At 68.4% G+C, this 24,863-nt stretch carries 21 protein-coding genes and 1 tRNA gene; 12 read left to right on the forward strand and 10 right to left on the reverse strand.

Translation table 11 applies throughout. From position 1 onward, the window contains the following. The coding region (locus HMPREF3121_RS04860; RefSeq protein WP_371327323.1) for a 5'-3' exonuclease at window positions 1–939 on the reverse strand (939 nt) is incomplete at its 3' end. 280 nt (window positions 940–1,219) lie between these two features. Here HMPREF3121_RS04860 and HMPREF3121_RS12125 point away from each other — a divergent pair. The 8 genes from HMPREF3121_RS12125 to HMPREF3121_RS04900 all read left to right on the forward strand — a co-directional run bounded on the left by HMPREF3121_RS12125 (window position 1,220) and on the right by HMPREF3121_RS04900 (window position 8,218). Then, window positions 1,220–1,840, forward strand: coding sequence for a TetR/AcrR family transcriptional regulator (locus HMPREF3121_RS12125; protein ID WP_141742973.1), 621 nt, complete (start codon window positions 1,220–1,222; stop codon window positions 1,838–1,840). Between the two features lie 157 nt (window positions 1,841–1,997). Next, window positions 1,998–2,999 (forward strand): DUF368 domain-containing protein, encoded by a 1,002-nt coding sequence (locus HMPREF3121_RS04870; protein WP_083291288.1) that lies wholly within the window; start codon window positions 1,998–2,000, stop codon window positions 2,997–2,999. Between the two features lie 54 nt (window positions 3,000–3,053). Further along, window positions 3,054–3,127, forward strand: a tRNA-Leu gene (locus HMPREF3121_RS04875). A gap of 208 nt (window positions 3,128–3,335) precedes the next feature. Beyond that, window positions 3,336–4,127 carry a hypothetical protein gene (locus HMPREF3121_RS04880; RefSeq protein WP_141742974.1) on the forward strand — a complete coding sequence of 264 codons (792 nt, stop codon included), beginning with the start codon at window positions 3,336–3,338 and terminating at the stop codon, window positions 4,125–4,127. Window positions 4,128–4,249: 122 nt separating this feature from the next. Further along, window positions 4,250–5,530, forward strand: coding sequence for an NAD(P)-dependent malic enzyme (locus HMPREF3121_RS04885; protein WP_083291289.1), 1,281 nt, complete (start codon window positions 4,250–4,252; stop codon window positions 5,528–5,530). A gap of 11 nt (window positions 5,531–5,541) precedes the next feature. Beyond that, on the forward strand, window positions 5,542–6,438 hold the full coding sequence (locus HMPREF3121_RS04890; protein ID WP_070520442.1) for an ABC transporter substrate-binding protein: 897 nt from the start codon (window positions 5,542–5,544) through the stop codon (window positions 6,436–6,438). Further along, complete coding sequence (locus HMPREF3121_RS04895; RefSeq protein ID WP_035122556.1) at window positions 6,435–7,412, forward strand: amino acid ABC transporter permease; 978 nt, start codon at window positions 6,435–6,437, stop codon at window positions 7,410–7,412. The genes HMPREF3121_RS04890 and HMPREF3121_RS04895 overlap by 4 nt, the downstream gene beginning before the upstream one ends. 53 nt (window positions 7,413–7,465) lie before the next feature. Further along, window positions 7,466–8,218 (forward strand): amino acid ABC transporter ATP-binding protein, encoded by a 753-nt coding sequence (locus HMPREF3121_RS04900; RefSeq protein ID WP_070520539.1) that lies wholly within the window; start codon window positions 7,466–7,468, stop codon window positions 8,216–8,218. Here the strand turns inward: HMPREF3121_RS04900 and HMPREF3121_RS12585 are convergent. The 5 genes from HMPREF3121_RS12585 to HMPREF3121_RS04915 all read right to left on the reverse strand — a co-directional run bounded on the left by HMPREF3121_RS12585 (window position 8,215) and on the right by HMPREF3121_RS04915 (window position 12,309). Then, window positions 8,215–8,325: an integrase core domain-containing protein gene (locus HMPREF3121_RS12585; protein ID WP_371327322.1), complete on the reverse strand. Its 111-nt coding sequence runs from the start codon at window positions 8,323–8,325 to the stop codon at window positions 8,215–8,217. The genes HMPREF3121_RS04900 and HMPREF3121_RS12585 overlap by 4 nt on opposite strands. A 316-nt stretch (window positions 8,326–8,641) precedes the next feature. Further along, the gene (locus tag HMPREF3121_RS12375) at window positions 8,642–8,959 is read right to left on the reverse strand and encodes a hypothetical protein (protein WP_141742975.1); all 318 of its coding nucleotides are present in this window, start codon (window positions 8,957–8,959) and stop codon (window positions 8,642–8,644) included. A 450-nt stretch (window positions 8,960–9,409) separates the two neighbouring features. Continuing rightward, the gene (locus tag HMPREF3121_RS04905; RefSeq protein ID WP_070520446.1) at window positions 9,410–10,165 is read right to left on the reverse strand and encodes a sulfite exporter TauE/SafE family protein; all 756 of its coding nucleotides are present in this window, start codon (window positions 10,163–10,165) and stop codon (window positions 9,410–9,412) included. A gap of 71 nt (window positions 10,166–10,236) precedes the next feature. Then, window positions 10,237–11,580 carry an NADP-specific glutamate dehydrogenase gene (gene gdhA / locus HMPREF3121_RS04910; protein ID WP_070520542.1) on the reverse strand — a complete coding sequence of 448 codons (1,344 nt, stop codon included), beginning with the start codon at window positions 11,578–11,580 and terminating at the stop codon, window positions 10,237–10,239. 345 nt (window positions 11,581–11,925) lie between these two features. Continuing rightward, window positions 11,926–12,309: a hypothetical protein gene (locus HMPREF3121_RS04915; RefSeq protein WP_070520448.1), complete on the reverse strand. Its 384-nt coding sequence runs from the start codon at window positions 12,307–12,309 to the stop codon at window positions 11,926–11,928. A 46-nt stretch (window positions 12,310–12,355) separates the two neighbouring features. On the opposite strand from HMPREF3121_RS04915, the gene HMPREF3121_RS04920 reads away from it, so the two are divergent. From HMPREF3121_RS04920 to HMPREF3121_RS04935, 4 genes are all read left to right on the forward strand, one after another. Next, window positions 12,356–13,486 carry a glycerate kinase gene (locus tag HMPREF3121_RS04920; RefSeq protein ID WP_070520451.1) on the forward strand — a complete coding sequence of 377 codons (1,131 nt, stop codon included), beginning with the start codon at window positions 12,356–12,358 and terminating at the stop codon, window positions 13,484–13,486. Window positions 13,487–13,495: 9 nt separating this feature from the next. Continuing rightward, on the forward strand, window positions 13,496–14,845 hold the full coding sequence (locus tag HMPREF3121_RS04925; protein ID WP_070520453.1) for a DUF4921 family protein: 1,350 nt from the start codon (window positions 13,496–13,498) through the stop codon (window positions 14,843–14,845). 156 nt (window positions 14,846–15,001) lie between these two features. Then, a complete protein-coding gene (locus HMPREF3121_RS04930; protein WP_070520456.1) occupies window positions 15,002–16,288 on the forward strand; it encodes an amidohydrolase in 1,287 nt (428 codons plus the stop codon). Window positions 16,289–16,353: 65 nt separating this feature from the next. Beyond that, the gene (locus HMPREF3121_RS04935; RefSeq protein WP_070520458.1) at window positions 16,354–17,313 is read left to right on the forward strand and encodes a TIGR03571 family LLM class oxidoreductase; all 960 of its coding nucleotides are present in this window, start codon (window positions 16,354–16,356) and stop codon (window positions 17,311–17,313) included. Between the two features lie 15 nt (window positions 17,314–17,328). Here HMPREF3121_RS04935 and HMPREF3121_RS04940 read toward each other — a convergent pair whose 3' ends face one another. The 4 genes from HMPREF3121_RS04940 to pyk form a co-directional block, all read right to left on the reverse strand. Next, a complete protein-coding gene (locus tag HMPREF3121_RS04940; protein ID WP_083291290.1) occupies window positions 17,329–18,462 on the reverse strand; it encodes an alkene reductase in 1,134 nt (377 codons plus the stop codon). Window positions 18,463–18,659: 197 nt separating this feature from the next. Beyond that, the gene (locus tag HMPREF3121_RS04945; protein WP_083291294.1) at window positions 18,660–20,363 is read right to left on the reverse strand and encodes a BCCT family transporter; all 1,704 of its coding nucleotides are present in this window, start codon (window positions 20,361–20,363) and stop codon (window positions 18,660–18,662) included. 269 nt (window positions 20,364–20,632) lie between these two features. Then, window positions 20,633–23,266 carry an alpha-glucan family phosphorylase gene (gene glgP / locus HMPREF3121_RS04950; protein ID WP_070520464.1) on the reverse strand — a complete coding sequence of 878 codons (2,634 nt, stop codon included), beginning with the start codon at window positions 23,264–23,266 and terminating at the stop codon, window positions 20,633–20,635. 165 nt (window positions 23,267–23,431) lie between these two features. Beyond that, window positions 23,432–24,853: a pyruvate kinase gene (gene pyk, locus HMPREF3121_RS04955; RefSeq protein WP_070520549.1), complete on the reverse strand. Its 1,422-nt coding sequence runs from the start codon at window positions 24,851–24,853 to the stop codon at window positions 23,432–23,434. Window positions 24,854–24,863: the final 10 nt, after the last annotated feature.

A 24,863-nucleotide genomic window follows, 5' to 3' on the forward strand; every position in this document is an offset into this window, starting at 1 on the left:
GTCGCCGTCGTCAAGCTTGACGACGGCGACCTGCGTGCCGGAGTCGCCCGCGCTCGCGGTCACGCCGGCGCCCTCGACGGCAAGCGTGCGGAAAACGCGGTCGCGCAAGGATTCTCCGAATTCGAGGCGATCGAAGAAATCGGCGATGCCCTGGGCGTTCGCCGGACGCAGCTCCAGCTCCTCCGGACCATAAGGCAAGGGAAGATCCTTGACCATCTCGGTGAGGTCGCGGTTCATCTGCACTGCGGCGACGCGTTCGCGGAGATTGTCGCCCACCTTGCCGCGCACCTCGTCGACCCGGTCGATGAGCTCCGCCAGGCTGCCGTATTGGAGGATCCACTTCTGCGCCGTCTTCTCGCCCACCCCCGGCACGCCCGGCAGATTATCCGACGGATCGCCGCGCAGCGCCGCGAAATCCGGGTACTGCGTCGGCGTCAGACCGTACTTCTCCTTCACCGCATCCGGCGTGAAACGGTGCAGCGTGGACACGCCGCGCATGGGGTACAGCACGGTCGTCGAATCGTTGACGAGCTGCAGCGCATCACGGTCGCCGGTGACGATGAAGGTTTCGAAGCCCTCCGGCAGGGCCTCCGTGGCCAAGGTGGCGATGATGTCGTCGGCCTCGTAGTTCTCCTTTTCCAGGGTGACGATGCCCATCTCCTGAAGCACCTGCTTCAGCAGCGGAACCTGGCCGCGGAACTCCTCGGGCGTCTTCTCGCGCTGGGCCTTGTACTCCGGGAACTTGTCCGTGCGGAACGTCTTGCGCCCGACGTCGAAGGCCACCGCGACGTGGGTCGGCTTCTCCTCCGCCAGGAGGTTCGACAGCATCGACAGGAACCCGTACACCGCATTGGTGTACTGCCCGCCCGTCGTTGAGAAGTTGTCCGTGGGCAACGCGAAGAAGGCGCGGAACGCCATGGAGTGGCCATCGACGAGCATCAGGGTTCGTTTCATGCCGACCAGTGTAGGAAACGGCGCCACCGCACCGCCGACGGCGATGACCACCGGCGCCGGACGGAGGGGCACGATACGCACGGAGGGTGCAGCGAGCGCGGCGAGTGCGAGGCCCGCGGCGAATGCGGCGAGTACGCAACGGACGGCCACCCCAGGGTCACTCCTCCCCCTTTTGGGCCCCGGGTGTCCCCCATTCACCACCGTCGATCGAAATACCCGGGGGTGCTTGTGGGTACGCGGACCCCCAAGCTTTAAGCTATTGATCATGGAAAGCGATACCTCACGACCCCGGCGCCAGAATTCCGCTGCCACCCGGGCTCGCATCGTCGAGGTGGCTGCGGACTACTTCACCCGCAAGCCCTTCGCGAAGGTCTCCCTGAAGGAGATCGCCTCGGAAGCGGGCGTCAGCGCGCCGTTGATCATCAAGTACTTCCGAACCAAGGAAGGCCTGCTCGAAGAGCTGATCAACTTCTCCCCGATGAAGGACCTCATTTGCGAGGCCGCCTTCGAAGACATCGGCGCGACGCTTGCCGACGACGCCATCAACGGCGACCGCTCCTCCACGGGCTCCCTCATCGCCCTGCTCATGGCCACCGCCGGCAGCCCGGCCGCGGTGAAGACGGTGACCGACCAATTCCAGGAGGTCATCGGCGGCGCCCTGTTCGATCGCATCCGCGACGAGGCCCCGGCCGTCAACGGCGACGAGGACGCCGAGCAGCGCTGCCAGTACGCGCTGGCCATGTACACCGGCCTGGGCACGGTGCTGGTCAGCTACGCCCGGGGCATCCCGTCGGAGGGAGCCGACGCCGTGAAGTCTTACGGCGCCCACATCCAGCGGGTGTTGGAAACCCCGACGGAGGTCCCGGTCGCCAACGCCGGGGACTGACCGCCCCCCACCCGCGCACCACCGCGCCAGCCGTCCGCCGTCCACGTGAGCGTCACGGCACCGATCGCCCGATGACAGGGCCAGATCGCGGATGTGACGCGCACTACCCTTCGCCACCACCGGTTTTTCGGCGCCGACCCGGTAACATCCCGACGCGATGGATACCAACGACAACGCCCGCCCCTCCCGCAGCGACGGCGCGCACCACGCGTCCGCACAAGTGGACGGCCCGGCGACCACCACGAACCCCCGTCCCCCGACGGTCGGCGGCACCGTCGCCAACGTCGTCCGCGGCGGCCTCATCGGCCTGGCGGAGACGGTCCCCGGCGTGTCCGGCGGCACCGTCGCCCTGATCACGGGCATCTACGAGCGTTTGATCGCGTCGGCGAAGCACATCACGGAGATCCCGAAGGATCTGGCGACGAAGGGCGATTGGCGCGCGTCGGCCCGCAAGATCGATTGGTGGCTGCTGCTGCCGGTCGCCGTCGGCATGCTGGCGGCGGTTTTCTCCATGGCCGGCATCATGGAGTCCTTCGTCACGGATAAGCCGGTGGCGTCGAAAGCCCTGTTCATGGGCATGATCGCCATGTCGGCGCTCATTCCGTTCCAGGAGGTGCGCCCGGGTGCGCTGGACCGGCCGGGGGTGCGCGGCAAGGCGTTGGCGGTCTTCGTGCTCTTCGCGGTGGGCACGTTCTGGTTGACGTCGCTGCCGCAGTCCACCTCGTCGTCGGATCCGGCGCTGTGGGTGGTGTTCCTCGCCGCGTCGGTGGCGATTTGCGCGCTCGTTCTGCCGGGCGTGTCCGGTTCGTTCTTCCTGCTCGTGGTCGGTCTGTACGCGCCGACGATGGCGGCGGTCGACCAGCGCAATTTCGCGTACCTGGGCACGTTCATGCTCGGCGCGCTGGTGGGCATCGTCCTGTTCGTCCGTCTGCTGGAGTGGCTGTTGGCGCACAAGCACACGGTGACGATGATGGCGATGGCGGGTCTGCTGCTCGGTTCGCTGCGCGCCCTGTGGCCGTGGCAGGCCGAGGACGGTTCGATGCTGCGCGCCGGCGACGATTGGCCGATGGCCCTGGGACTGTTCCTGTTGGGGGCGTTCATCGTCGGCATCGTCGCGTGGGTGCAGCACCGTTTCTCTGAGCCGGAGTCGGTGCGCTAGTATTCTTCACGTTGCTTTGCGACGGCCCGCGCCGGGAGTGAAGCGACCTGGAGCGCCCCCGTAGCCCAATTGGCAGAGGCAGTGGATTCAAAACCCACACAGTGTGAGTTCGAGTCTCACCGGGGGCACGGATAATTCGACCCCGATCACTTGTCATTGCAGGTGGTCGGGGTTTTTCCTGTTGTCGGGATGGCCCTGCGCCCACCCTGGGGAGGTCCCGATCGCGCACGGCCGGCAAAGGCCGGGCGGCAACCGGGGCGCGACCGGATCCCGACCGGGGCGGTGACCTCGACCGATGCCCGCACAGGTCGCCGACGCCGTAGAGTGGACGGCACGATGCGGAACGACGACACGGGCAACGACGACCGAGGACACGACGACATGGGCGCAGCAGACGACTTCGACGTCGACTACTCCGGGCCCGCGCCGTGGAAGAGGATCCTCGTGGCGGTCGCCGTGATCGTCGGCGTCATCGCGTTCATCGCCGCCATCGTCTGGCGCGGGTGGCCCGGCGTCGCCATCGGCGCCGCACTGGCCGGCGGCATGCTCTTGCCCGCCGGATGGTGGTTGTGGCACGAACATCGCGAACGACGCGCGGCCGCCGACCCCGAGGCGCCCGCCGCGGTCCTCGACCGGCGCTGGCGGTTCATCGCCCCCATCGCCGTGATCCTGCTCGCCGTCGGGTCCGTCCTCGCCTTCGCGCTGCCCGCCCCCGACGACGACGCCCCGCCCGTCGAAGAGGAGACCACCAGCCACCGGACTCCGCCGAAGCCCTCCTCGACGTCGAAGTCCCGATCGGCACCCCCGCGCACCACGACGACCTTCACGGAGACGACGACCACGCCGACATCGTCGGAAAGCTCGGAGCCCGACACGTCGACGTCGTCAAGCACCCGGCCGAGCACCGGCGAGTCCGGCACGACCACCGAACCCACCACCGCGCCGACGCAGTCGCCCGAGCCGACCACCCAACCGCCCGAGCCGACCACCCAACCGCCCGAGCCCACGACTCCGCCGACGCAACCGACCACCCAACCGACGCAGCCCACGCAGCCGCCCCCGCCGACCACCCAGCCGACGCAATCCGACCCGGCGGCCGGGGCCGCCCTCGCCCCGCTTCCCCAATAGCCGGTCCGCCACCGGCGCCATCCCCGATCCCGGATGCCGCGGCCGCCGGCGCGTCCATTAGGCTGTCTAAAACGAACCGACGGGCGAAAGGCGCCCGGCCGATCAACGAGGAGCCGACGCAGATGGCCAGCGGCAAGGGCAGCAACAGCAGCGAGACCAGCAGCGACCACCCCAGCGACGAGCACGCCGTCCACGACGACGTGCGCGCCGACGTCACCGCCGGCGAGTCCCCCGCCGCCCCCGTCACCACCGACGAGATTTTCAAGGCGCACGAGGGCGGCAAGCTCATCACCGCCTCCACCTTGCCCCTGGACTCCACCCGCGACCTGTCCATCGCCTACACCCCCGGCGTCGCCCAGGTCTGCGAAGCCATCCACGATGATCCCAAGCTGACCCGCACCTACACGTGGACCGGCAACAACGTCGCCGTCATCTCCGACGGCACCGCCGTCCTCGGCCTCGGCGACATCGGACCGCGCGCCGCCCTGCCCGTCATGGAGGGCAAGGCCCAGCTGTTCGGCCGCTTCGCCGGAATCAACGCCGTCCCCATCGTCCTGGACACCACCGACCCCGACGAACTGGTCGACACCATCGCCCGCCTCGCCCCCTCCTTCGGCGGCATCAACCTGGAGGACATTTCCGCGCCGCGCTGCTTCGAGGTGGAGCGACGCCTCGACGACAAGCTCGACATCCCCGTGTTCCACGACGACCAGCACGGCACCGCCATCGTCATCACCGCGGGCCTGCGCAACGCCTGCAAGCTCACCGGTCGCCGCCTCGAAGACCTGAAGGTCGTCATCTCCGGCGCCGGCGCCGCGGGCGTGGCCACCACCCGAATGCTGCTGTCCGCCGGAGTCAGCGACATCGTCGTCGTCGACTCCCGCGGCATCATCCACGAGGGCCGCGAGCCCCTCAACGAGGTCAAGGCCACCATCGCGGAGCTGACCAACCCGCGCGGCCTGCAGGGGACCATCACCGACGCCCTCGTCGACGCGGACGCCTTCATCGGCGTGTCCGCCGGCCACCTCACCGCCGAGCAGGTGGCGAAGATGGCCGACGGTCCGTTCCTGTTCTCCCTGGCCAACCCGAACCCCGAGATCCCCCAGGACATCGCCCTGCAGTACGGCTCGGTCGTGGCCACCGGCCGCTCCGACTACCCGAACCAGATCAACAACGTGCTGGCGTTCCCCGGCATCTTCAAGGGCGCGTTGGCCGCCGGCGCCACGCGCATCACCAAGTCCATGAAGCTGGCCGCCACCCGCGCCATCGCCGCCGTCGCCGCCGAGGATCTGCGCCCCGACTACATCGTCCCGTCGCCGCTGGATCCCCGCGTCGCCCCGGCCGTCGCCGCCGCCGTGGAAGTCGCCGCCCGCAATGATTCGACCTCGGGGGCCTCCCGCTAGACTCTTCTCACATGAGAAGATCCCTCGCCGCCGCCGCGGCCACGCTGGCGGCCGCACTGACGCTGGGGTTGACCGGCTGCGTCACCAACGACGAAGGCGGTCACCCCGACGGGTGGGAACCGGTGTCTCCGGACCCCGTGCCCGAGCTCGCCGAACAGGTGCCGGAGGACATCCGGGCCCGCGGGACGATTTCGATCGGCACCAATCCCCCGTTCGCCCCGCTGGAGTTCAAGGACGCGAAGGGCGAGATCATCGGTTTCGACCTGGACCTCGCCCGCGCCGCCGCGCGGGTGCTCGACCTGGACCTCGTCGTCCGCGAGCAGGACTTCACGCTGATCCTGCCGTCGATTTCGGCCGGCACGGTCGACTTCGGAGCCTCCGGGTTCACCAGCAACGAGGAACGTCGCCAGACGTACGACTTCGTCGACTACCTGGACACGGGCCTGCAGTGGGCCCGTCCGGCCGGTTCCGACGTCACCCCCGACGACGCCTGCGGGCTGGAGATCGCCGTCCAGCGCGGCACCGTCGCCGAAATGGAGGATCTGCCCGCCCGCAGCGACGCGTGCGTCGAGGAGGGCAAGGCGCCGATCAAACGCCTGGCCTACCAGGACGCCGGCACCGCGGCGACGGCGGTGGTGCTCGGCCGCGCCGACGCCATCGCCGCCGACTCCCCCATTTCCGCATGGGCCGTCGCCCGCGCCGACGGGAAGCTGGAGATGGCCGGCGACATCTACGACGGCGCTCCCTTCGGCTGGCCGGTGCCCAAGGGATCCGAGTTGGGCCCGCTGCTGGCCGACGCGTTGCAGCACCTCATCGACACCGGTGAATACGAGCGAATCCTGACCATGTGGGGGCTCGACGACGGCGCCGTGGACCAGGCGCGCATCAATGGAGAGGACATCCGATGACGGAGACGACGAGCGGCGCCCGCCGCGAGCCGACCGAGCGCGAGCTCGACGCACCGATCAAGGCGAAGCCGCTGCCGCATCCGGGCAGGTGGATCGGTGCGGCGATCCTGTTGGCGTTGGCCGCGTGGTTCGTCATCGGCGCCGCGCGCAACGAGGCGTACCACTGGGACGTGTACTTCAAGTACCTGCTGGACACCCGCATCGCCACGGCGGCGCTGCACACGCTGGCGTTGACGGTGCTGGCGATGCTCATCGGCATCGTCGGAGGCGCGCTCATCGCCGTGCTGCGCATGTCGGAGAACCCGGTGCTGTCCTCCATTTCGTGGGTGTACCTGTGGATCTTCCGCGGCACCCCGGTGTACGTGCAGCTGGTGTTCTGGGGCCTGTTGGGCACGATCTACAGCTCGGTGAACGTCGGTTTCGCCGAGATCGATCTGCAGTCCGCGCTGCAGAACACGTTCCTGCTCGCCGTGCTGGGCCTGGGCCTCAACGAGGCCGCGTACATGGCCGAGATCGTCCGCGCCGGCATTCAGGCGGTGCCGGAGGGCCAGACGGAGGCGTCGAAGGCGCTGGGCATGAGCTGGGGCATGACCATTCGCCGCACCATTCTGCCGCAGGCGATGCGCATCATCATTCCGCCCACGGGCAACGAGTTCATTTCGCTGCTGAAGACCACGTCGCTGGTCGTGGCGGTGCCCTACACCGCGGAGCTGTACGGACGCGCGACGGACATCGCCAACGAGCTGTTCCTGCCGGTGCCGATGCTGCTGGTCGCCGCCACCTGGTACCTGGTCATCACGTCGATTCTGATGGTCGGCCAGCATTACCTGGAGAAGCACTTCGCCAAGGGCGCAACGCGCAATCTCACCGCCCGCCAGCTTGCGGCGCTGGCCGATGCCGAGGGCGTGCCCCCGGTCAACGCCCGCGTCGTGGAGAAGTCCGAGCGCGCCAACTACGAGGAGGATCAGCGATGAGCCCGGCCACCGCACACGGCCCCGCCACCGGAGGCACCGGTGCCGAACGTCCCATGGTCGAGGCGCGCCACGTGCGCAAGTCCTTCGGCCGCCTGGAGGTGCTCAAGGGCATCGACCTGGAGGTGCCCCGCGGCACGGTCACGTGTCTGATCGGCCCGTCCGGTTCGGGCAAGTCGACGCTGTTGCGCTGCGTCAATCATCTGGAGCGGGTCACCGCCGGCCGCTTGTACGTCGACGGCGAGTTGATCGGCTACCGCGAGCGCGATGGCGTCCTGCACGAGATTTCGCCGCGGGAAGCCGCCCGTCAGCGCGCGGACATCGGCATGGTGTTCCAGAACTTCAATCTCTTCCCGCACCGCACGGTGCTGGGCAACATCATCGAGGCCCCGATGCACATCAAGGGCGTCACGCAGGGCGCGGCCTCGGAGCGGGCGATGGAGCTGCTCAACCAGGTTGGTCTGGCCCACAAGGCCGATGCGTACCCGGTGCAGCTTTCGGGTGGCCAGCAGCAGCGCGTGGCCATCGCCAGGGCGTTGGCCATGGATCCGAAGCTGATGCTTTTCGACGAGCCGACGTCCGCCCTGGACCCCGAACTCGTCGGTGATGTTCTCGCAGTCATGCGCGGCCTGGCCGATGACGGCATGACGATGATGGTGGTCACCCATGAGATGGCGTTCGCCCGCGAAGTCGCCGACCGGGTGGTTTTCATGGACGACGGCACCGTCGTCGAGTCGGGAACGCCCGACGAGGTTCTGGGAAATCCCCGCGAGGAGCGGACGAAGTCGTTCCTGTCGTCGCTGTTCTAGATGTACTGACCGGGGAGGTTAGTTAACCGGGACACCGGTGAAAGACCCCCACACGCGGAATGGGGCCGGTGGTGATTGTAATCGTGCAGCCACCGGCCCATTGTCACTGATGACCCGGGCGGCGACCTCGGAGATGGGATCGCCGTCGTCGACGACGAGGCGGGCTACTTGAAGTCGGTGTCGGGGCGTGAGCGCTGCGTTAGGGTGAGCCACAGAAGACCTCCTGTGTGGCTGGGTTGGATTAGGGCAATTCCCATTCCACATTGGAGGTCTTCGTCATGTGGTCGGATCGCATAGATTCGACCAACGTCTCCGGCCAGTACACCTAGCGGCATGATGACCGAATCCAGCCGAAGCGCTACATGCCGCTTATTGCACCAGGACACACAGCCTATGAACTCATACCCTCCAGCCTGGCGAACGTCATTTCCAACGAAGGAATACTTGCGCAGAAAAAACCAGAAATAGCGAGAGGAGCGCTAGAGCCCCGATGTGATTATCACCTGCAGCAATATTATAGTAAACAATTGTACCAACGGTAACCATCGCAGCTATCGACGCAAGAACCAGTTGCAATAATTGCACGTCACGCAGGCGCCCCATAGCGATCAGGCCAGCCACAAGCCAAAAACAACACAATACAGGCACCATTTCGACACTATCTAAGTAATCACCTAAAATCCAGAAGACACCAGCAGTCAGGGTAGCCAGGGTAAAACTGATCAGAATTTTCCTAGACATCTCGAACCACAATGCCCTAACACTTAACATCTCGCCGACACGGGCAATATCGAACTCCCCATTCGAGAAACCAACTCCTGGCCGATTTTCCTATCCCCGCGCTTTACATCGCGGATATCCGGATCAGCCGGCACCATAGATGACGAATCCCCTAAACCTGATGCGAATCTTCTTAGGAGAAAGATACTCCCAAATAAAGCCGCAGCACAACGGGCGAGGCTCCCCTCGTTGAGGGTTCACGTGACTTCGTGTCCCCAAGGTCCGGAAAGATATTTCCGGTCTCCGAAGACTCTGCTGCCTCGGTACTTTCGGGCGGCGGTCGCGCCTGCCACACCCCCTGGGTTCGATCGCGATCTCGAACAACCGGAAGGCCGCAGCTCGGATCTTCTACTGCGGTTTCGTCATCCTCAACACTGAACTGACCTGACTACACCGAGTCGGAGACATTCCCTAAGCCATCCCCACCAGGCCACGGACCAACGTCACCGCCGCTCCGGTGGAGGCGACGATCAGCGCCAATCGGCGGGCCTTGCGCACGTCGGTGCGCTTGGCGATGGCGGTGCCGACCTTCAGTCCCACCACCATGCCGACGACGCCGATGACCCAAACGTGCCACGGTGCCTGCGGGATGATCGGCTCGGCGGCGGACAATTCCTTCACGGTCAGCGACAGGGCCCCGGAGACGAAGAACAGCGGCTGCAACGTCGCCGCGAACGTCTTCTGCGGCCACCGGCTGGCCTGCGCGTAGACGGTGATGGCCGGCCCGGCGATGCCGGCCAGGGTGTTCATGAACCCGCCGACCGCACCGGAAGCCATCGCGTAGCGGCGGCCGTCGATGCGCACGTGCTCGGGCATGACCGTCGTCACCGTCAGCCCCAGCAGCACGAGCCCGCCGACGATGACCTGCAGCGGCGCCGTCGGCGTGTTGTGCACGACCCAGGCGCCCGGGATCGCCCCGACGAGCATCACCGGGCCGATCAACCAGAACTTCCGCCAGTCGACGTTGTCGCGCACCGACAGCGTCTGGAAGATCGCGTTGACGGTCGCGAGCACGTTGATGATCAACACGCCCGCCACCGGACCGACGATGAGACTCAGCACCGGCGCGCCGATGAGCCCGAGCCCCATGCCGGACACCCGCTGGAGGCACGCCCCCACCAGGGCGACAACGGCGATGACGAGCAACGCCCACGTCGAAAGGTCCATGGCCGGGGATGTTACTCCCCGGCCCGGGAACCGTCCGACGCGGGCGCGGGTCGCGGTGAAGCGGGAAAACGCTAGATGATGCCCTGGGCGAGCATGGCGTTGGCGACCTTCTTGAAGCCGGCGATGTTGGCGCCGACGACGTAGTCGTCCTCGCGGTCGTAGGTGGCGGCGGTCTTGGCGCAGTTGTCGAAGATGTTCGACATGATGCGCTGCAGACGCTCGTCGGTGTACTTGAAGGACCAGGAGTCGCGGGTGGCGTTCTGCTGCATCTCCAGGGCGGAGGTGGCCACGCCGCCGGCGTTGGCGGCCTTGCCCGGGGCGAAGTGGATTGCCGACTTGCGGAAGTACTCCACGGCCTCCGGCGTCGACGGCATGTTGGCGCCCTCGGCGACGTACTTGCAGCCGTTGGCGGCGAGCTTCTTGGCGTCGTCGCCGTTGAGCTCGTTCTGGGTGGCGCAGGGCAGCGCGACGTCGCAGGCGACCTCCCACACGTTGCCCTTGGCGTGGAACTCGGCGCCTTCGGCCTCCTCGGCGTACTCGGCGACGCGGCCGCGGCGGACCTCCTTGACCTCGCGGAGCAGCTCGACGTCCACGCCGTTGGGGGTGGAGACGTAGCCGGAGGAGTCGGAGAAAGCGACGACGGTGGCGCCCAGCTGCTGGGCCTTCTCGATGGCGTAGATGGCGACGTTGCCGGAGCCGGAGACGACGACCTTGGCGCCGTCGAGGGACTCGCCGTGCTCCTCCATCATGCGCTGGGTGAAGTAGACGCAGCCGTAACCGGTGGCCTCGGTGCGGACGAGAGAGCCGCCCCAGGTCAGGCCCTTGCCGGTGAGGACGCCGGACTCGTGGCGGTTGTTCAGGCGGCGGTACTGGCCGAAGAGGTAGCCGATCTCGCGGCCGCCGACGCCGATGTCGCCGGCCGGCACGTCGGTGTACTCGCCGACGTGGCGGTGCAGCTCGGTCATGAAGGACTGGCAGAAGCGCATGACCTCCAGATCGGACTTGCCCTTGGGGTCGAAGTCGGAGCCGCCCTTGCCGCCGCCGATGGGCAGGCCGGTGAGGGAGTTCTTGAAGATCTGCTCGAAGCCGAGGAACTTGATGATGCCCAGGTTCACGCTCGGGTGGAAGCGCAGGCCGCCCTTGTACGGGCCCAGCACGGAGTTGAACTGAACGCGGAAGCCGCGGTTGACCTGAACCTGGCCCTGGTCGTCGACCCACGGCACGCGGAAGATGATCTGACGCTCCGGCTCGCACAGGCGCTGGACCAGACCCATCTCGCCGTACTCGGGGTTCTTGGCGAGGACGATCTTCAGGGATTCGAGGACCTCGGACACCGCCTGGTGGAACTCGGGCTCGCCCGCGTTCCGACGCAGCACGAGTTGGTAAAAGTCGGAGACTCGATCGTCGACGTTCAACTTTTCGCCTTTCTTCGCTCCCGTCCGGCGCACCTGCGTTCGCGGCGGGCCTGGGCCAACCGAAGCGCGGGACCGCGCGCGAGGCGCCGGCCGGGACGGGGAGATGGTTTCTTGCCAACCGGCATTCTTCCACGCTCGTCGCCCCCACGGAAACGCGCGGCGCACTCCGACAACGCGCCGCCCCCTACCGTCACCCCCATTGTCAACATGGTCAAAACCCCGGGAAATGGACGGATAACGGCCATGAAACACGGCCGTAACATCCGGGACGGCTGCGGCGGTGGCGTCCGGGGCTTTCGGTGCTTGACGACGACGCGAAGTGATCCTCGTCACCCGGGGGCCGAATCAGGGCCGGACGGCGACCATCCAGGGGTAGCGGGCGACGTTTTCGAGCATGTCGTCGAACTCGCGGAGCACGGGATCGTCGGGAAGCGGGGCGGCGGGGGTCAGCAGACGCGACAGGTCCATGGCCAGGGCGTTGAGGGAGCCCTGCAAGCCGGCGAGGTCGAGCGTGTAGCGGCGCATGACGCGATCGCCGACGGGCTCGTCGGGGTTTTCGCGTTCCCACTGCTCGATCAACTGCTCGTCGACGGGGGCGTCGGAGACGATGACGTCGGCGTCGGAAATCTTGCCCTCGGATTCCAGCTGGCCCAGCCGCGCGGAGAAGGCGCGGGCAAGGTCGTCGGAGTCGGCGGGCGGAACAAGGCAATCGAAGACGATGGCAGGCATACCGGTAAGGGTACCCTCACCCGAAGCGGTGCGCCATGATGGGGCCATGGACACCAGCCTCGCCGTCGACCCGGAGTTCACCGTCATCTGTTGCCCGGACAGTTTCAAGGGCACCGCCACCGCCGACGAAGCCGCCGAGGCGATGGCCGCGGGCGTGCGCGACGCGGGCGCGACGGCGGTGGCCGTGCCGATGGCCGACGGTGGCGAGGGCACGGCCCAATTGCTTGCGCGGGCGTGGGCGGTCGACGAAGCGGTGGCCCATGACGTCGACGCCGTGGATGCGATCGGCCGCCCGATCACGGCCCGCTGGTGGGAACCGACCCCGGGACGCGCGGTGCTCGATCTGGCGTCCGCGTCGGGATTGCCGGCGGTGGCCGACTCCCCCGACGCCCTCGGCGCCTCGACGTTCGGTACGGGCGAGGTGATCCTGGACGCGCTGGACCACGGGGCCACGGACCTCACGTTGTGCCTGGGCGGTTCGGCGACGACCGACGGCGGCGCCGGAATCGTCGTCGCGCTGGGTGGTCGGATCGACGATGCGTCGGGCCGCACCGTACCCCGGGGCGGCGGCGCGCTGGCCGGGGCGGACCGCCTCGACCTCGCGGGGTTGGATCCGCGCGCCCGGCGCGCCACGTGGACGCTGGTCCTCGACGTCACGACGCCGCCGCGCGACGCCCCGACCGTGTTCGGCCCGCAGAAGGGTGCGACACCGGAGCAGATCGACCATCTCACCGGGGCGCTGGTGAATTGGTGCCGCATCTGCGGCGTCGCCCCGGACGAGGCCGGTTACGGTGCGGCGGGAGCGACGCCGGTGGGCATCTCCACGGTGGCGGCCGATTCCCTATCGATCGAAGGGGGCGCGGCGCTGCTGGGAGGCGCCACCGGCCTCGACGAGGCGATGTCCGCCGCGGCGTGCGACCTCATTCTCACCGGTGAAGGCTCCGTCGACGCCCAGAGCCACGTGGGCAAGGTCGTCGGCTGGGTCGTCGACCACGCCGACGCGCCGGTTCACGTCATCGGCGGAGCAGTGGACGAGGAGGCGGTCGTCGTCAAGCACGCGACGGGGGCCACGGCCCTGCCCGGCCCCATGGAGCACACCCGGAAGCAGCTGCGCGCCGCCGCATACGAGGCGACGGTGCGGGCGGCGCGGAAGGCGGGGCGGACGCGGCGGCCGTAATCTGGTGACATGCAGGAAATCGGAACGCCCTTGGTCACCCTGGCGGACGGCACCGTCAAACAGCTCAACCCCTTCTCCGGCACCCAGGTATGGACCGTCCCCGGTCGCGGCAACCGGCCGCTGGGCATCTCCCGCCCCGAACCGAAACCCCTGACCGACGCGGACTTCACCTCCCGCGACGCCTTCGGTTCCGCCAACGCGCTGCAGACGCCGCCGGAAAAGGCCCGCGTCGTCCGCGACGACTCGTCGCCGACCGGTTTCCGCACCATCTACGGCGTCCATCCCGGACAGCTCCACGACACGCAGGCGGAGTTCCGGCGCGTGCCGAACCTGTTCGAGATCGTCAGCTACGGCTACTGGGCCGCCAACTACGACTTCATGCCCGACGACGAAACCCGCCAACGCATGGCCGACTACCTGGCGGACCCGGCCGGCCGCGACCACGTGCTGTCCATCGTGCGCACGCGGCTGAAGGCCGGCGGCATGACGCCCGAGGCGATCGCGGAGCTCACCGACGGTGAACTGCTCGAACACGCCCCGGGGTACTTCGCCGGCGGACACGACGTCATCATCGGCCGTCGGCATTTCGTCGATGGCGCGACCCACGACGACCAGCTGGCGTCGTCGGGCACGCTCACCGTCGACGAGCACCGGGCGTTCATCGACTTCACCGTCGAGTCGATGGCGGACCTGTACCGACGCAACCGGTACGTGCGCTACGTCGTGGCATTCCAGAATTGGCTCAAACCCGCCGGCGCCAGCTTCGACCACCTGCACAAGCAGCTGGTGGCCATCGACGAGCACGGCGAACAGCTCGAGCAGGAGATCCGCCGCCTGCGCGCCAACCCGAACATGTACAACGAGTTCGCCGTCGACTACGCGGCGCGGCACAACCTGGTCATCGCCGAAAACGACCACGCCGTGGCATTCGCCGGCTTCGGGCACCGCTACCCCACCCTGGAGATCCACTCGAAATCGCCGACGTGCGAGCCGTGGCGCCAACGGCCCGAGGAGATCGCCGGCATGAGCGACCTCATCCACGCCTGCCACGCCGCCGCCGGCCCGGACGTGCCCTGCAACGAGGAATGGCACCACCGGCCCATCGACCTCGACGTGCGCATGCCGTGGCGCGTGATGATCAAGTGGCGCGTGTCCAACCTCGCCGGTTTCGAGGGCGGCACGAAGATCTACCTCAACACCATCTCCCCACAGGATCTGCGCGACCGCGTCGTGCCGCAGTTCTACAGGCTTCGCGACGAGGGCCGCATCGCCGGAGACATCCGCATCGCCGTCGAATGCGCCTGCCGCCCCAACTCCCTGCGCTACAACCCGCAGGTGTCCAAGGAGCCGCGCCTGTAACGCGGGGTGACGGCGTTCGACGCATCCGGCACCGGGCGGGGCCGGACTGAACCGATCGGTACACTGGCGGCAGCAAGGTCGGCCCACGGCACCGCGCCCGGGTCGACGCCCCGCCGCACACGGCCCGTCAACCGGAAAACGAGGATCACCGACTCCATGTCCGTCACCCCGCCCACCGACGCCCGCTTTCACCGCACGGTCCCCGAGGTCATCGCGGACCACGGCGCCGACCTGTCCTGGCAGCAGTCGGTGTACCGGCACCTGCACGCCAACCCGGAGCTGTCGTCCGTGGAGGAAGCCACCGCCGCGTACCTGGCCGATCGGCTGTCCGAATTCGACTGCAGCATCACCACCGGCATCGGCGGCCACGGCCTCGTCGGCGTGTTCCGCAACGGCGGGGGCCCCACGGTGCTGTTCCGCGCCGACATCGACGCCCTGCCCGTCGAGGAGGCCACCGGCGTCGATTACGCGTCCGTCGCCGACGGCATCTCCCGCGAAGGCGTCGCGTCGAAGGTCATGCACGCCTGCGGCCACGACCACCACATGACGGCGCTGCTCGGCGCGTGCGCCATCCTCGACGCCAACCGCGACGACTGGTCCGGCACCTTCATCGCCCTGTTCCAGCCGGCCGAGGAAGCCGCCTGCGGCGCCCAGGCCATGGTCGACGACGGCCTGACCACCATGATCCCCCGGCCCGACGTGTGCCTGGGCCAGCACGTCGTCCCCGGCCCCGCCGGCCGCGTCATGTCCGCCGCGGGCCCCGTCCTCACCGGCTGCGACACCATCACCATCGACATCACCGGGCGTTCGGCCCACGGTTCCATGCCGCACAACGGCGTCGACCCGACGTACATCGCCGCGGCCATCGTCATGCGGTTGCAGGGAATCGTCGGCCGCGAGGTTTCTCCCCACGAGTTCGCGGTGATTTCCGTGGGCACGCTGTCGTCGGGCAACTCGAACAACACCATCCCCGGCCACGCCCGCATCGTCCTGAACATCCGCTACTACTCGGACGAGGTCCGGACGATCCTGATCGACGCCATCGAGCGGATGGTCCGCGCCGAGTGCGCCGCCTCCGGCGCCGACGTCGAGCCCCGGTTCACGTACTCCGACCACGGCAACGTCACCGACAACGACCCCGAGGTCTTCGCCGACGTCCGCGCCGCGTTCGACGGCGTCTTCGGCGACGAGTCCGTCACCGCCGAGCGGTGGACCGCCTCGGAGGACTTCTCCGACATCCCCAACGCCTTCGGCTGCCCCTACGTCTACTGGACCGTCGGCGTGACTCCCCGCGAGCTGTGGGACTCCGCCGTCGCCGCCGACCGGGTCCTGGAGGACGTGCCCTCCAACCACATGTCGACGTTCCTGCCCGACTACGAGCCCACCGTCGACGCCACCACCCGCGCCGCCGCAGCCGCCGTCCTGGCCTGCCTGCGCAGGTAGTCCTCCTCCCCCGGTTTCCCCGCCCCGGGCCCCGACGACGCCCGCCCCACGGAAAGCACACCGCCATGCCCCTGCACCTGCCCACCGACCGGATGACCATCGGCCTGGCCGAACCCCTCGCCGGCGGGCGCGGGCCGGTGCCGGATCTCGACGTGCTGCTGCGGGACACGGCCACCCTCGCCCGGCACGCCGAGGACGCCGGGGCCACCGCCCTGTGGTTTCGCGACGTGCCGCTGCTGGTCGACGAGTTCCGCGACGCCGGGCAGATCCTCGACCCGTTCACGCACATGGCGTACCTGGCGGCGCACACCTCCACCATCGGGTTGGCCACCGCGTCGACGGTGCTGACGCTGCGCCACCCGATTCACGTGGCCAAGCAGGCCGCCAGCGTCGACCGGCTCTCCGGCGGGCGCGTCGCACTCGGCGTCGCCACCGGCGACCGGCCCGAGGAGTTCCCCGCCTTCAAACGTCGCCGCTCCGACCGCGCCGAGGACTTCCGCCACGCCGTCGACTACGTCCGCGCCCTGTGGCGCCCGGGCACGCCCCGCACCCGCGCCAACCGGTGGGGCGGCGTCGACATGGGCATCGAGATGCTGCCCAAGCCCGTCGGCGGCGACCCCATCCCGCTTTTCGTCACCGGCTTCTGCGGCCAAACCCCGGACTGGATCGCCGAACACGGCGACGGCTGGATGTACTACGGGCAGGACCTCGACACCACGGCGAAGCTCGTCCGCGGCTGGCGCGACGACGTTGCCCGGCTATGCGGCACGGATGCGTCCGGCCGCGACGTCGTCAAGCCCTACATCACCACCCTGACCCTGGACCTGCTGCCCGACCCGGACGCCGAGCCGAAGCCCCTGCGCTACGGTTTCCGCGCGGGCCGGACCTTCCTGCTGCGGTACCTCGAACGCCTGGCGGTACTCGGGGTCGACCACGTCATGCTGGGGCTGCGTGCTTCACGACGACCCGTGCCCGACGTCCTCGACGAACTCGCCGAACACGTCTTCCCCCTGTACCCGCGGTAGCCGCCCGGCGCGAGGTCAGGCGTCGTATGCCGGGTAGTCGACGTAGCCTTCCGGGCCCTGCGCGTAGATGGTGTCGGGGTCGACGTCGGCCAGCGGCAGACCGTCGCGCATGCGGCGCACCAGATCCGGGTTGGCGATGTACGGCCGCCCGAAGCCGACCAGGTCCACCAGCCCGGAGTCGAGCCACTCCTGCGCCGACTCGGCATCCTGGCCACCGGTGAAGATCACGGCGCCGGGGTATTCCTCCCGCATGTGCTCCATGAACCCGCGCGGCACGCCGGGCACCACGACATCGCCGGTCGTCGATGACTGGTCGGCGACGTGGATGAAGTCGACGCCGCGCCGCCCCAGCTCCCGGGCCAGGGTGACGTAGGTGTTTTCGACGCCGTCGTAGAGCGGGATGTCGTTGACGGTGCCGTACGGGGAAATCCGAATGCCGACGGCGAAGTCGACGCCGGGTTCACGGCCCGCATCGCGCACGGCGGCCAGCACCGCGTCGGTCACCGCAAGCGGGAACCGCAGTCGCTTGTCGACGGTCTGCGCACCCCAATCATCCGTCCGGTCATTGACGCCGGGGTTGATGAACTGCTGGATCAAATAGCCGTTGGCGGCATGAATCTCGACGCCGTCGAAGCCCGCCTCCACCGCGTGGCCGGCTGCTCGGGCGTAGTCGGCGATGGTGGCGGCGATGCCGTCGTCGTCAAGCCCCACCGGGTCCGAGGCACCCGTGAACCGGGCCTCGCCGCGCGAATCGAAGACGTAGCACTTCGCGCCCTGCGCCGGCGTCGACGTCGAACTCACCGGCGCGGACCCCGACGGCTGCAGCGCCGTGTGCGACACCCGGCCGCAGTGCCACAACTGCGCCACCATCCGGCCGCCCTCCGCATGCACCCGGTCGAGGACCTGCCCCCACCCCTCGACCTGCGACGCCTTCCAGATCCCCGGCACCGCCGCGAAACCGCGGGCCTCCGGCGAAATGAACGTCCCCTCCGACACGATCAACCCCGCCGTCGCCCGCTGCGCGTAGTACTCGGCGACCATCTCGTCCGCCACCTGCGACTCCGACCGCACGCGGGTCATGGGCGCCATCACCACCCGGTTGGCAAGCGACATTTCGCCGATGCGGAACGAGTCGAACAGGGTGGGCAACGGGCCTCCTCGGAAACGGCCGCAGCACGCGGACGCGGACGGTCAGCGGACGGTCACCTGACCGGAAACTTTTCCGGTGACCTTAACACCGCCGCGTCCCGGCGCGTAAAGCCGTGGGGCGCCGCACCGACCGGGCCAACCCCGGTGCGGCCGCCGACGGGAGTCGGTCGTGGGGCCGACGACGGGGTCGGTCGTCGTCAGTTCTCGTCCGTGCCCGACTCCTCCTGAAGCGATCCGCGCACCGTGACGTCGCCGTCGATGACCGCACCGCCCGGAATATGGAGATTGCCGTCGTCGTCGATGAGCGGGGCCGGCAACGGCTCGCCCTGCTCGTCGTAGCCCGGCGCGGGAGTCGATTCCTGCGACTCCAGGGCATCCGGCGTAAACGCCGGGCTCCACTGGCGGGTACGGGGCTCCGGGCGTGCGGCCGCATCGTCGCGGATGCCCTTGACCAGCGAGATCATCATGGTGAAGCCGAGCACGAAGAACGGCAGGCCGACGACCGTGATCGTGTCCTGCAGCGCGGTGAGCCCCGCCTCGCCGGCTCCGACGAGCAGGATCGCGGCGACCAGGCCGGTCAGCACCGCCCAGACCACGCGCTGCACCGGGTTCGACTTGTTCTCGTCGCCCAGCGCCATCATGTCCAGGACCATCGACGACGAATCCATGGACGTCGTGAAGAAGATGACCACGATGATGACCGAAAACAGCGACAGCACCGGTGCAAACGGGAAGTGCGACAGGAACTCGAACAGCGCGCCGGGCACATCGCCCTGGTCGACGACGACGTCGACGAGCTTGCCGTGCTCCTGCTCCGCGCGGAACGACGCCATGCCGAAGATGCCGAACCAGATCAGCGAAAACGCCACCGGCAGCGCGAGCACGCCGCCGACGAATTCCCGGATGGTGCGGCCGCGGGAAATGCGGGCCACGAAGATGCCGACGAACGGCGCCCACGTGATGGTCCATGCCCAGTAAAAGACGGTCCATCCGCCCTGCCAGCCCGGGTTCTCGTCGAACGCGTCGTTCCACAGCGCCAGGCGCGGCAATTCCGCAAGGTAACCGCCGATCGCCTCGATGGTGCCGCGCAGCAGATACAGCGTCGGGCCCGCGACCAACACGAAGACGAGCAGCAGCACCGCGGCCACGATGTTGAGGTTCGACAGACGCTTGATGCCCTTGTCCAGCCCCAGCGCCACGGACACGCACGCGATGAGCGACACGATGATGATCAGCAGCACCTGGACGCTCACCGACTCATCGAAGCCGTACAGGCGATTCAGGCCGGCGCTGATCTGCATCGTGCCCAAGCCGATGGACACCGCCACGCCGAAGACCGTGCCGACCACGGCTACGACGTCGACGATCCGCCCGATCGGCCCATAGATGCGCGTGCCGATCAGCGGCGCGAGAATCGACGACAACCGCGCGGGCAGCTTCCGCTTGTAGATGAAGTAGGCGAACGCCAAACCGGGCAACGCGAAGATCGTCCACGTGTGCAGACCGAAGTGGTAGAAGGTGAACGCCATCGCTTCGCGGGCCGCGTCGTTGGACAGCGGCTCCGTGCCCGCCCGCGGCGGATTGGCGAAGTGGTTGAGCGGCTCGGCGACGCCCCAGAACATGAGGATCGTGCCGATGCCCGCGGCGAAGAGCATCGCGAACCACGTCGCCGTCGAATGCTCCGGGCGTTCATCGTCGCCGCCGAGGCGGATTCGGCCGAACCTCGACATGGCGATCCAGATGAGGAACACCAGAAACACGGTGATGCCGAGAATGTAGAACCAGCCCAGGTTCTCCTTCAGCCAGTCCGCGGCGGTGGAAAACGTCGCCGTGACCGATTCCGTGGACACCAGCGTCCACGCCACGAAGCCGAGAATGAGGATCACCGACGGCCAGAACACCGGCGGATCGATGCGGAAAGGGACCTTGCGACCGCGGGTGATGTCCCCCAGGCCGTCGTCGTCGGGGACCGCCTCCCCCGGTTTTCCGTCACGTGGTCTGCTGCCTTTGTTTTTGTCGGATTCTGGCAGGGACACGGCAATCACCTCAGGGTCAATCGGTCGGTCGACTGTCCCTTCTCACATGACCATCATTCACCTTCGGATACAACCCGAGCGAGCAGAATCGTTACCGATTCTTGCCCGTTCCGGCGCACTTCCCCGCCCTGCGGTCAGGCCTCCAGGTAGGTGATCAGGCCGGTCTGCGCCGGGTGCGCCAACAGCTGGTGACGCGGGACCACGCGCACGGCGTACCCGAAGGTGCCCGGACGGTCGGTGCGGATCGTCGCCGAATAGCGGCCCTGCCCGATGTGCTCCATGACGTGGATCGAGGTGTCGGACAGTTCCGCGCCGACGCCGCCCTCGCCGTCCGCATCGACGTCCACGTCGCCGACGATCGCTTCGACGCGCACGTCCTCGTCGGCAAGCGTGCCCAACTCCACGTCGACGCAGACGCGAAAATCCTTGCCCGCCAGCACGCGGGTACCGGGTCCGACCGGCTCATCGTCGCACCGCACCCGGGTCAACGTGACGTTCGGCCAACCCTGCTTCACGTGGGCCAGCCAATTGACGAACTGACGCGCCGTGTCGTCGTCGGCGGAGATCAGGCGGCTGGCGTGATCCGCCGGCCGGTAGTAGCCCTCGACGTAGTCCCGGAGCATGCGGGTCGACGTCACCTTCGGCGACAGCGTCGTCAGCGACGCACGGATCCGGTCGACCCACGCGCGCGGAATGCCGTCGGAGTCGCGGTCGTAGAACATCGGCGCGATCTCCTGCTCCAGCAGGTCGTAGAGCGCCTGCGACTCGAGCTGGTCCCGGTACCCCGGGTCATGCGACTCGACGGTCGGGATGGTCCAGCCGTTGCCCTCCTGCGGCATTTCGTCCCACCACCCGTCGGAGATCGACAAAGTCAGGCCACCGTTCATGACGGCCTTCATGCCGGACGTGCCCGACGCCTCCTGCGGGCGAATCGGGTTGTTCAGCCACACGTCCGCGCCGGAGACCAGATGCGACGCCAACTCCAGGTCGTAGTCCGGCAGGAACAGGAAACGATCGCGCACGCCGGCGTCGTCGGCGAAACGGATGAGCTCCTGCATGAGCTGCTTGCCGCCCATGTCGCGCGGGTGCGCCTTGCCGGCGATGACGAACTGCACGGGACGATCCGGGGCGAGCAGAATCTCGCGCAGGCGGTCCGGATCCTTCAGCATCAGCGTCAGCCGCTTGTACGTGGACACCCGGCGCGCGAACCCGACGGTGAGCGTGTCGGGGTCCAGGACGCGGCGGGTCCACGCCAGCTGCGCCTCATCGAGGCCGCGGTGGCGCCACGAATCGTGGATGGCGGCGCGGGCGACGTCGACCAGGTCGGCGCGCATGGAGTTGCGGGCGGCCCACAGTTCCGCGTCGCCGGCCGCCTCCGGGTGATCCCACGTGTCGGCGACGGCGACGTCCGCCCCACCGGAAACCTTCTCGATGATCGGGCCCATCGCCGGATGCGCCCACGTCGGCAGGTGCACGCCGTTGGTCACCGAGCCGATGGGGACCTCGTCGGGCTCGTAACCCGGGTACAGGCCCCGAAAGTTCTCGCGCGAAATCTTGCCGTGCAACCGTGCGACGCCATTGGCCCGCTGCGACAACCGCAGACCAAGGTGCGCCATGTTGAACCGGTTCGGGTCTTCCTCGGCACCGAGCTCCAGGATGCGGTCGACGGGCACGCCCGGGCACAGCCGCGAGGTGCCGTCCCCGCCGGCGTCGACGTGACGACGGACCATCTCCCGATCGAAGCGATCAATGCCCGCCGGCACCGGGGTGTGGGTGGTGAAGACGCTGCCGGCTCGGGTCATGGCCAGCGCCTCATCGAAGGAGGACCCCTCGTCCATGCGCTCGCGGATGCGCTCCAGCCCCAGGAATCCGGCGTGGCCCTCGTTGAGGTGGGCGACGCGGGGGCGCATCAAACCGCGGGAATCGCAGAAGGCGTTGACGGCGCGCACGCCGCCGACGCCGAGGATGATCTCCTGGCGCACCCGGTGCTCGTCGTCGCCGCCGTAGAGACGGTCGGTGATGCCGCGCAGCTCGGCGGGGTTGGCGTCGACGTCGGTGTCCAGCAGGATCAGCGGCACGCGGCCGACCTGCGCCACCCACAACGCGACGGTCACCGTGCGGTTGTCCGGGAAATCGACCTCGACGTGGAGGTGAGTGCCCGAACCGTCGCGCAGCTTCTGCACGGGCAGCGCCGCCGGCGGATGCTCGACGTAGGACTCCTCCTGCCACCCGTCCGCCGACAGCGCCTGGGTGAAGTACCCGTTGGAGTACAGCAACCCGACGCCGATGAGCGGCACGCCCAGGTCGGACGCCGACTTCAGGTGATCGCCGGCCAATACGCCCAGGCCGCCGGAGTAGATCGGCAGCGACGGATGGATGCCGAACTCCATGGAGAAGTACGCGGCGATCGGGTCGGTGGGCATGCGGTTGGTGGCGCCGGTGGTGGCGACGTCGGCGATCTGATGCTCGGCGTGGGTGTCCTGGAACCACAGCGAATCCTGCAGGTAGCGGTCCAGGTCGTCGGCGGCGGCGCGCATGCGGCCGACGAAGTCCTCGTCGGCGGCCAGTGCCTCGAGCGTCGACCGCGGGCTGGCGTGGAGCAGGGCCATCGGGCCGTTGACGCGCGACCACAGGTCCGGGTCGATGCCCTCGAAAAGTTCGCGCGTGGGGCGGTGCCACGACCAGCGCAGATTCATGGCCAGCCGAACCAGCGGCTCAAGGGCGGACGGGATGTTGTAGGAAACCGCGACGGTGCCAGTAGCCTTCATGAACCGAACCTAACCCCAATCGGACGACCCCGCCACAGCAGCGGATTCGGCTGCCATGACGGGGTCGACTACGTGGGGTCCGGGCGGGTCCGTGCAGGTCCGGGGCGGATCCGTTGACTCCGACGCGGCCCCGTTCGGGTGGGGACGCCCGCGCCGGAGACGGGGCTACTCCGCCTTGATGTCCTCGCCGAGCATGTGGACGTGGACCAGGTTCGTGTTGCCCTCGTTGCCCGGGGGCGAGCCGGCGACGACGACCATCATGTCGCCGGAGTGGTACTCCGGCATGGCCAGCAGCGCCTCGTCGACGGTGGCCATCATTTCGTCGGTGGTGCGGACGTCGCGGGTGAGGAACGTCTCCGCGCCCCAGGTCAGCGCCAGCTGCGAGCGCACCGACTGGTGCGGGGTGAACACCAGCAGCGGCAGGCGCGAATGCAGGCGGGCGACGCGGCGGGCGGTGTCGCCCGAGGAGGTGAAGGCGACGAGGGCGCGGGCGTTGAGGCGCTCGCCGATGTCGCGGGCGGCGTAGGAGATCACGCCGCGCTTGGTGCGCGGGACGTGCGTCAGTGCGGGCACCTCGCCGTCGCGTTCGGCGGCGGTAACGATGCGGGCCATGGTGCGCACGGTGGTCTCCGGGTACTTGCCCACCGATGTCTCGCCGGAGAGCATGACCGCGTCGGCTCCGTCGAGGACGGCGTTGGCGACGTCGGAGGCCTCGGCGCGGGTCGGGCGGGAGTTGACGATCATCGAGTCGAGCATCTGCGTGGCGACGATGACCGGCTTGGCGTTTTCGCGGGCGATCTGGACCGCGCGCTTCTGCACCAGCGGCACGTCCTCCAGCGGGACCTCGACGCCCAGGTCGCCGCGGGCGACCATGACGGCGTCGAACGCCAGGATGATCGCCTCCAGCGCGTCGACGGCCTCCGGCTTCTCCAGCTTGGCGATGACGGGGACGCGGCGGCCCTCCTCGTCCATGATGGCGTGGACGAGCTCGACGTCGGACGGCGAGCGAACGAAGGACAGGGCGATGAAATCGACGCCCAGGTTCAGGGCGAAGCGCAGGTCGCGGACGTCCTTTTCGCTCAGCGCCGGCACGGAGATGTCCATGCCGGGCAGGGAGACGCCCTTGTTGTTGGACACGGGGCCGCCCTCGGTGACCTCGCAGATGACGTCGTTGCCCTCGACGCCGATGCACTTCAGACCGACCTTGCCGTCGTCGACGAGCAGGCGGTCGCCGGGCTTGGCGTCCTGGGCCAGGTTCTTGTAGGTAGTCGACACGCGGTCGTGGGTGCCCTCGACGTCATCGACGGTGATGCGGACGACCTCGCCGTCGGCCCAGTACGTCGAGCCTTCGGCGAAGCGACCGAGTCGGATCTTGGGGCCCTGCAGGTCGGCGAGGACGCCGACGGCGTGACCGGTGGCGTCGGAGGCTTCGCGGACCCAGCGGTAGTTCTGCTCGTGGTCCTCGTGCTCGCCGTGGGAGAAGTTCAGGCGGGCGACGTCCATGCCGGCGTTGACCAGGCCGGTGATGCCTTCCAGGGAGGCGACGGCCGGGCCGAGGGTACATACGATCTTCGTTCGTCTTTGCACGGTCCCCACC

The organism is Corynebacterium sp. HMSC11E11 (assembly GCF_001807025.1).
Classification (GTDB): Bacteria; Actinomycetota; Actinomycetes; order Mycobacteriales; family Mycobacteriaceae; genus Corynebacterium; species Corynebacterium freneyi.

Bases quoted from the DNA above. Each gene is read 5' to 3' on its own strand.
- HMPREF3121_RS12125 (WP_141742973.1), top strand. From the start codon at position 1,220: ATGGAAAGCGATACCTCACGACCCCGGCGCCAGAATTCCGCTGCCACC.
- HMPREF3121_RS04870 (WP_083291288.1), top strand. From the start codon at position 1,998: ATGGATACCAACGACAACGCCCGCCCCTCCCGCAGCGACGGCGCGCAC.
- HMPREF3121_RS04880 (WP_141742974.1), top strand. From the start codon at position 3,336: ATGCGGAACGACGACACGGGCAACGACGACCGAGGACACGACGACATG.
- HMPREF3121_RS04885 (WP_083291289.1), top strand. From the start codon at position 4,250: ATGGCCAGCGGCAAGGGCAGCAACAGCAGCGAGACCAGCAGCGACCAC.
- HMPREF3121_RS04890 (WP_070520442.1), top strand. From the start codon at position 5,542: ATGAGAAGATCCCTCGCCGCCGCCGCGGCCACGCTGGCGGCCGCACTG.
- HMPREF3121_RS04895 (WP_035122556.1), top strand. From the start codon at position 6,435: ATGACGGAGACGACGAGCGGCGCCCGCCGCGAGCCGACCGAGCGCGAG.
- HMPREF3121_RS04900 (WP_070520539.1), top strand. From the start codon at position 7,466: ATGGTCGAGGCGCGCCACGTGCGCAAGTCCTTCGGCCGCCTGGAGGTG.
- HMPREF3121_RS12375 (WP_141742975.1), bottom strand. From the start codon at position 8,959: ATGTCTAGGAAAATTCTGATCAGTTTTACCCTGGCTACCCTGACTGCT.
- HMPREF3121_RS04905 (WP_070520446.1), bottom strand. From the start codon at position 10,165: ATGGACCTTTCGACGTGGGCGTTGCTCGTCATCGCCGTTGTCGCCCTG.
- HMPREF3121_RS04915 (WP_070520448.1), bottom strand. From the start codon at position 12,309: ATGCCTGCCATCGTCTTCGATTGCCTTGTTCCGCCCGCCGACTCCGAC.
- HMPREF3121_RS04920 (WP_070520451.1), top strand. From the start codon at position 12,356: ATGGACACCAGCCTCGCCGTCGACCCGGAGTTCACCGTCATCTGTTGC.
- HMPREF3121_RS04925 (WP_070520453.1), top strand. From the start codon at position 13,496: ATGCAGGAAATCGGAACGCCCTTGGTCACCCTGGCGGACGGCACCGTC.
- HMPREF3121_RS04930 (WP_070520456.1), top strand. From the start codon at position 15,002: ATGTCCGTCACCCCGCCCACCGACGCCCGCTTTCACCGCACGGTCCCC.
- HMPREF3121_RS04935 (WP_070520458.1), top strand. From the start codon at position 16,354: ATGCCCCTGCACCTGCCCACCGACCGGATGACCATCGGCCTGGCCGAA.
- glgP (WP_070520464.1), bottom strand. From the start codon at position 23,266: ATGAAGGCTACTGGCACCGTCGCGGTTTCCTACAACATCCCGTCCGCC.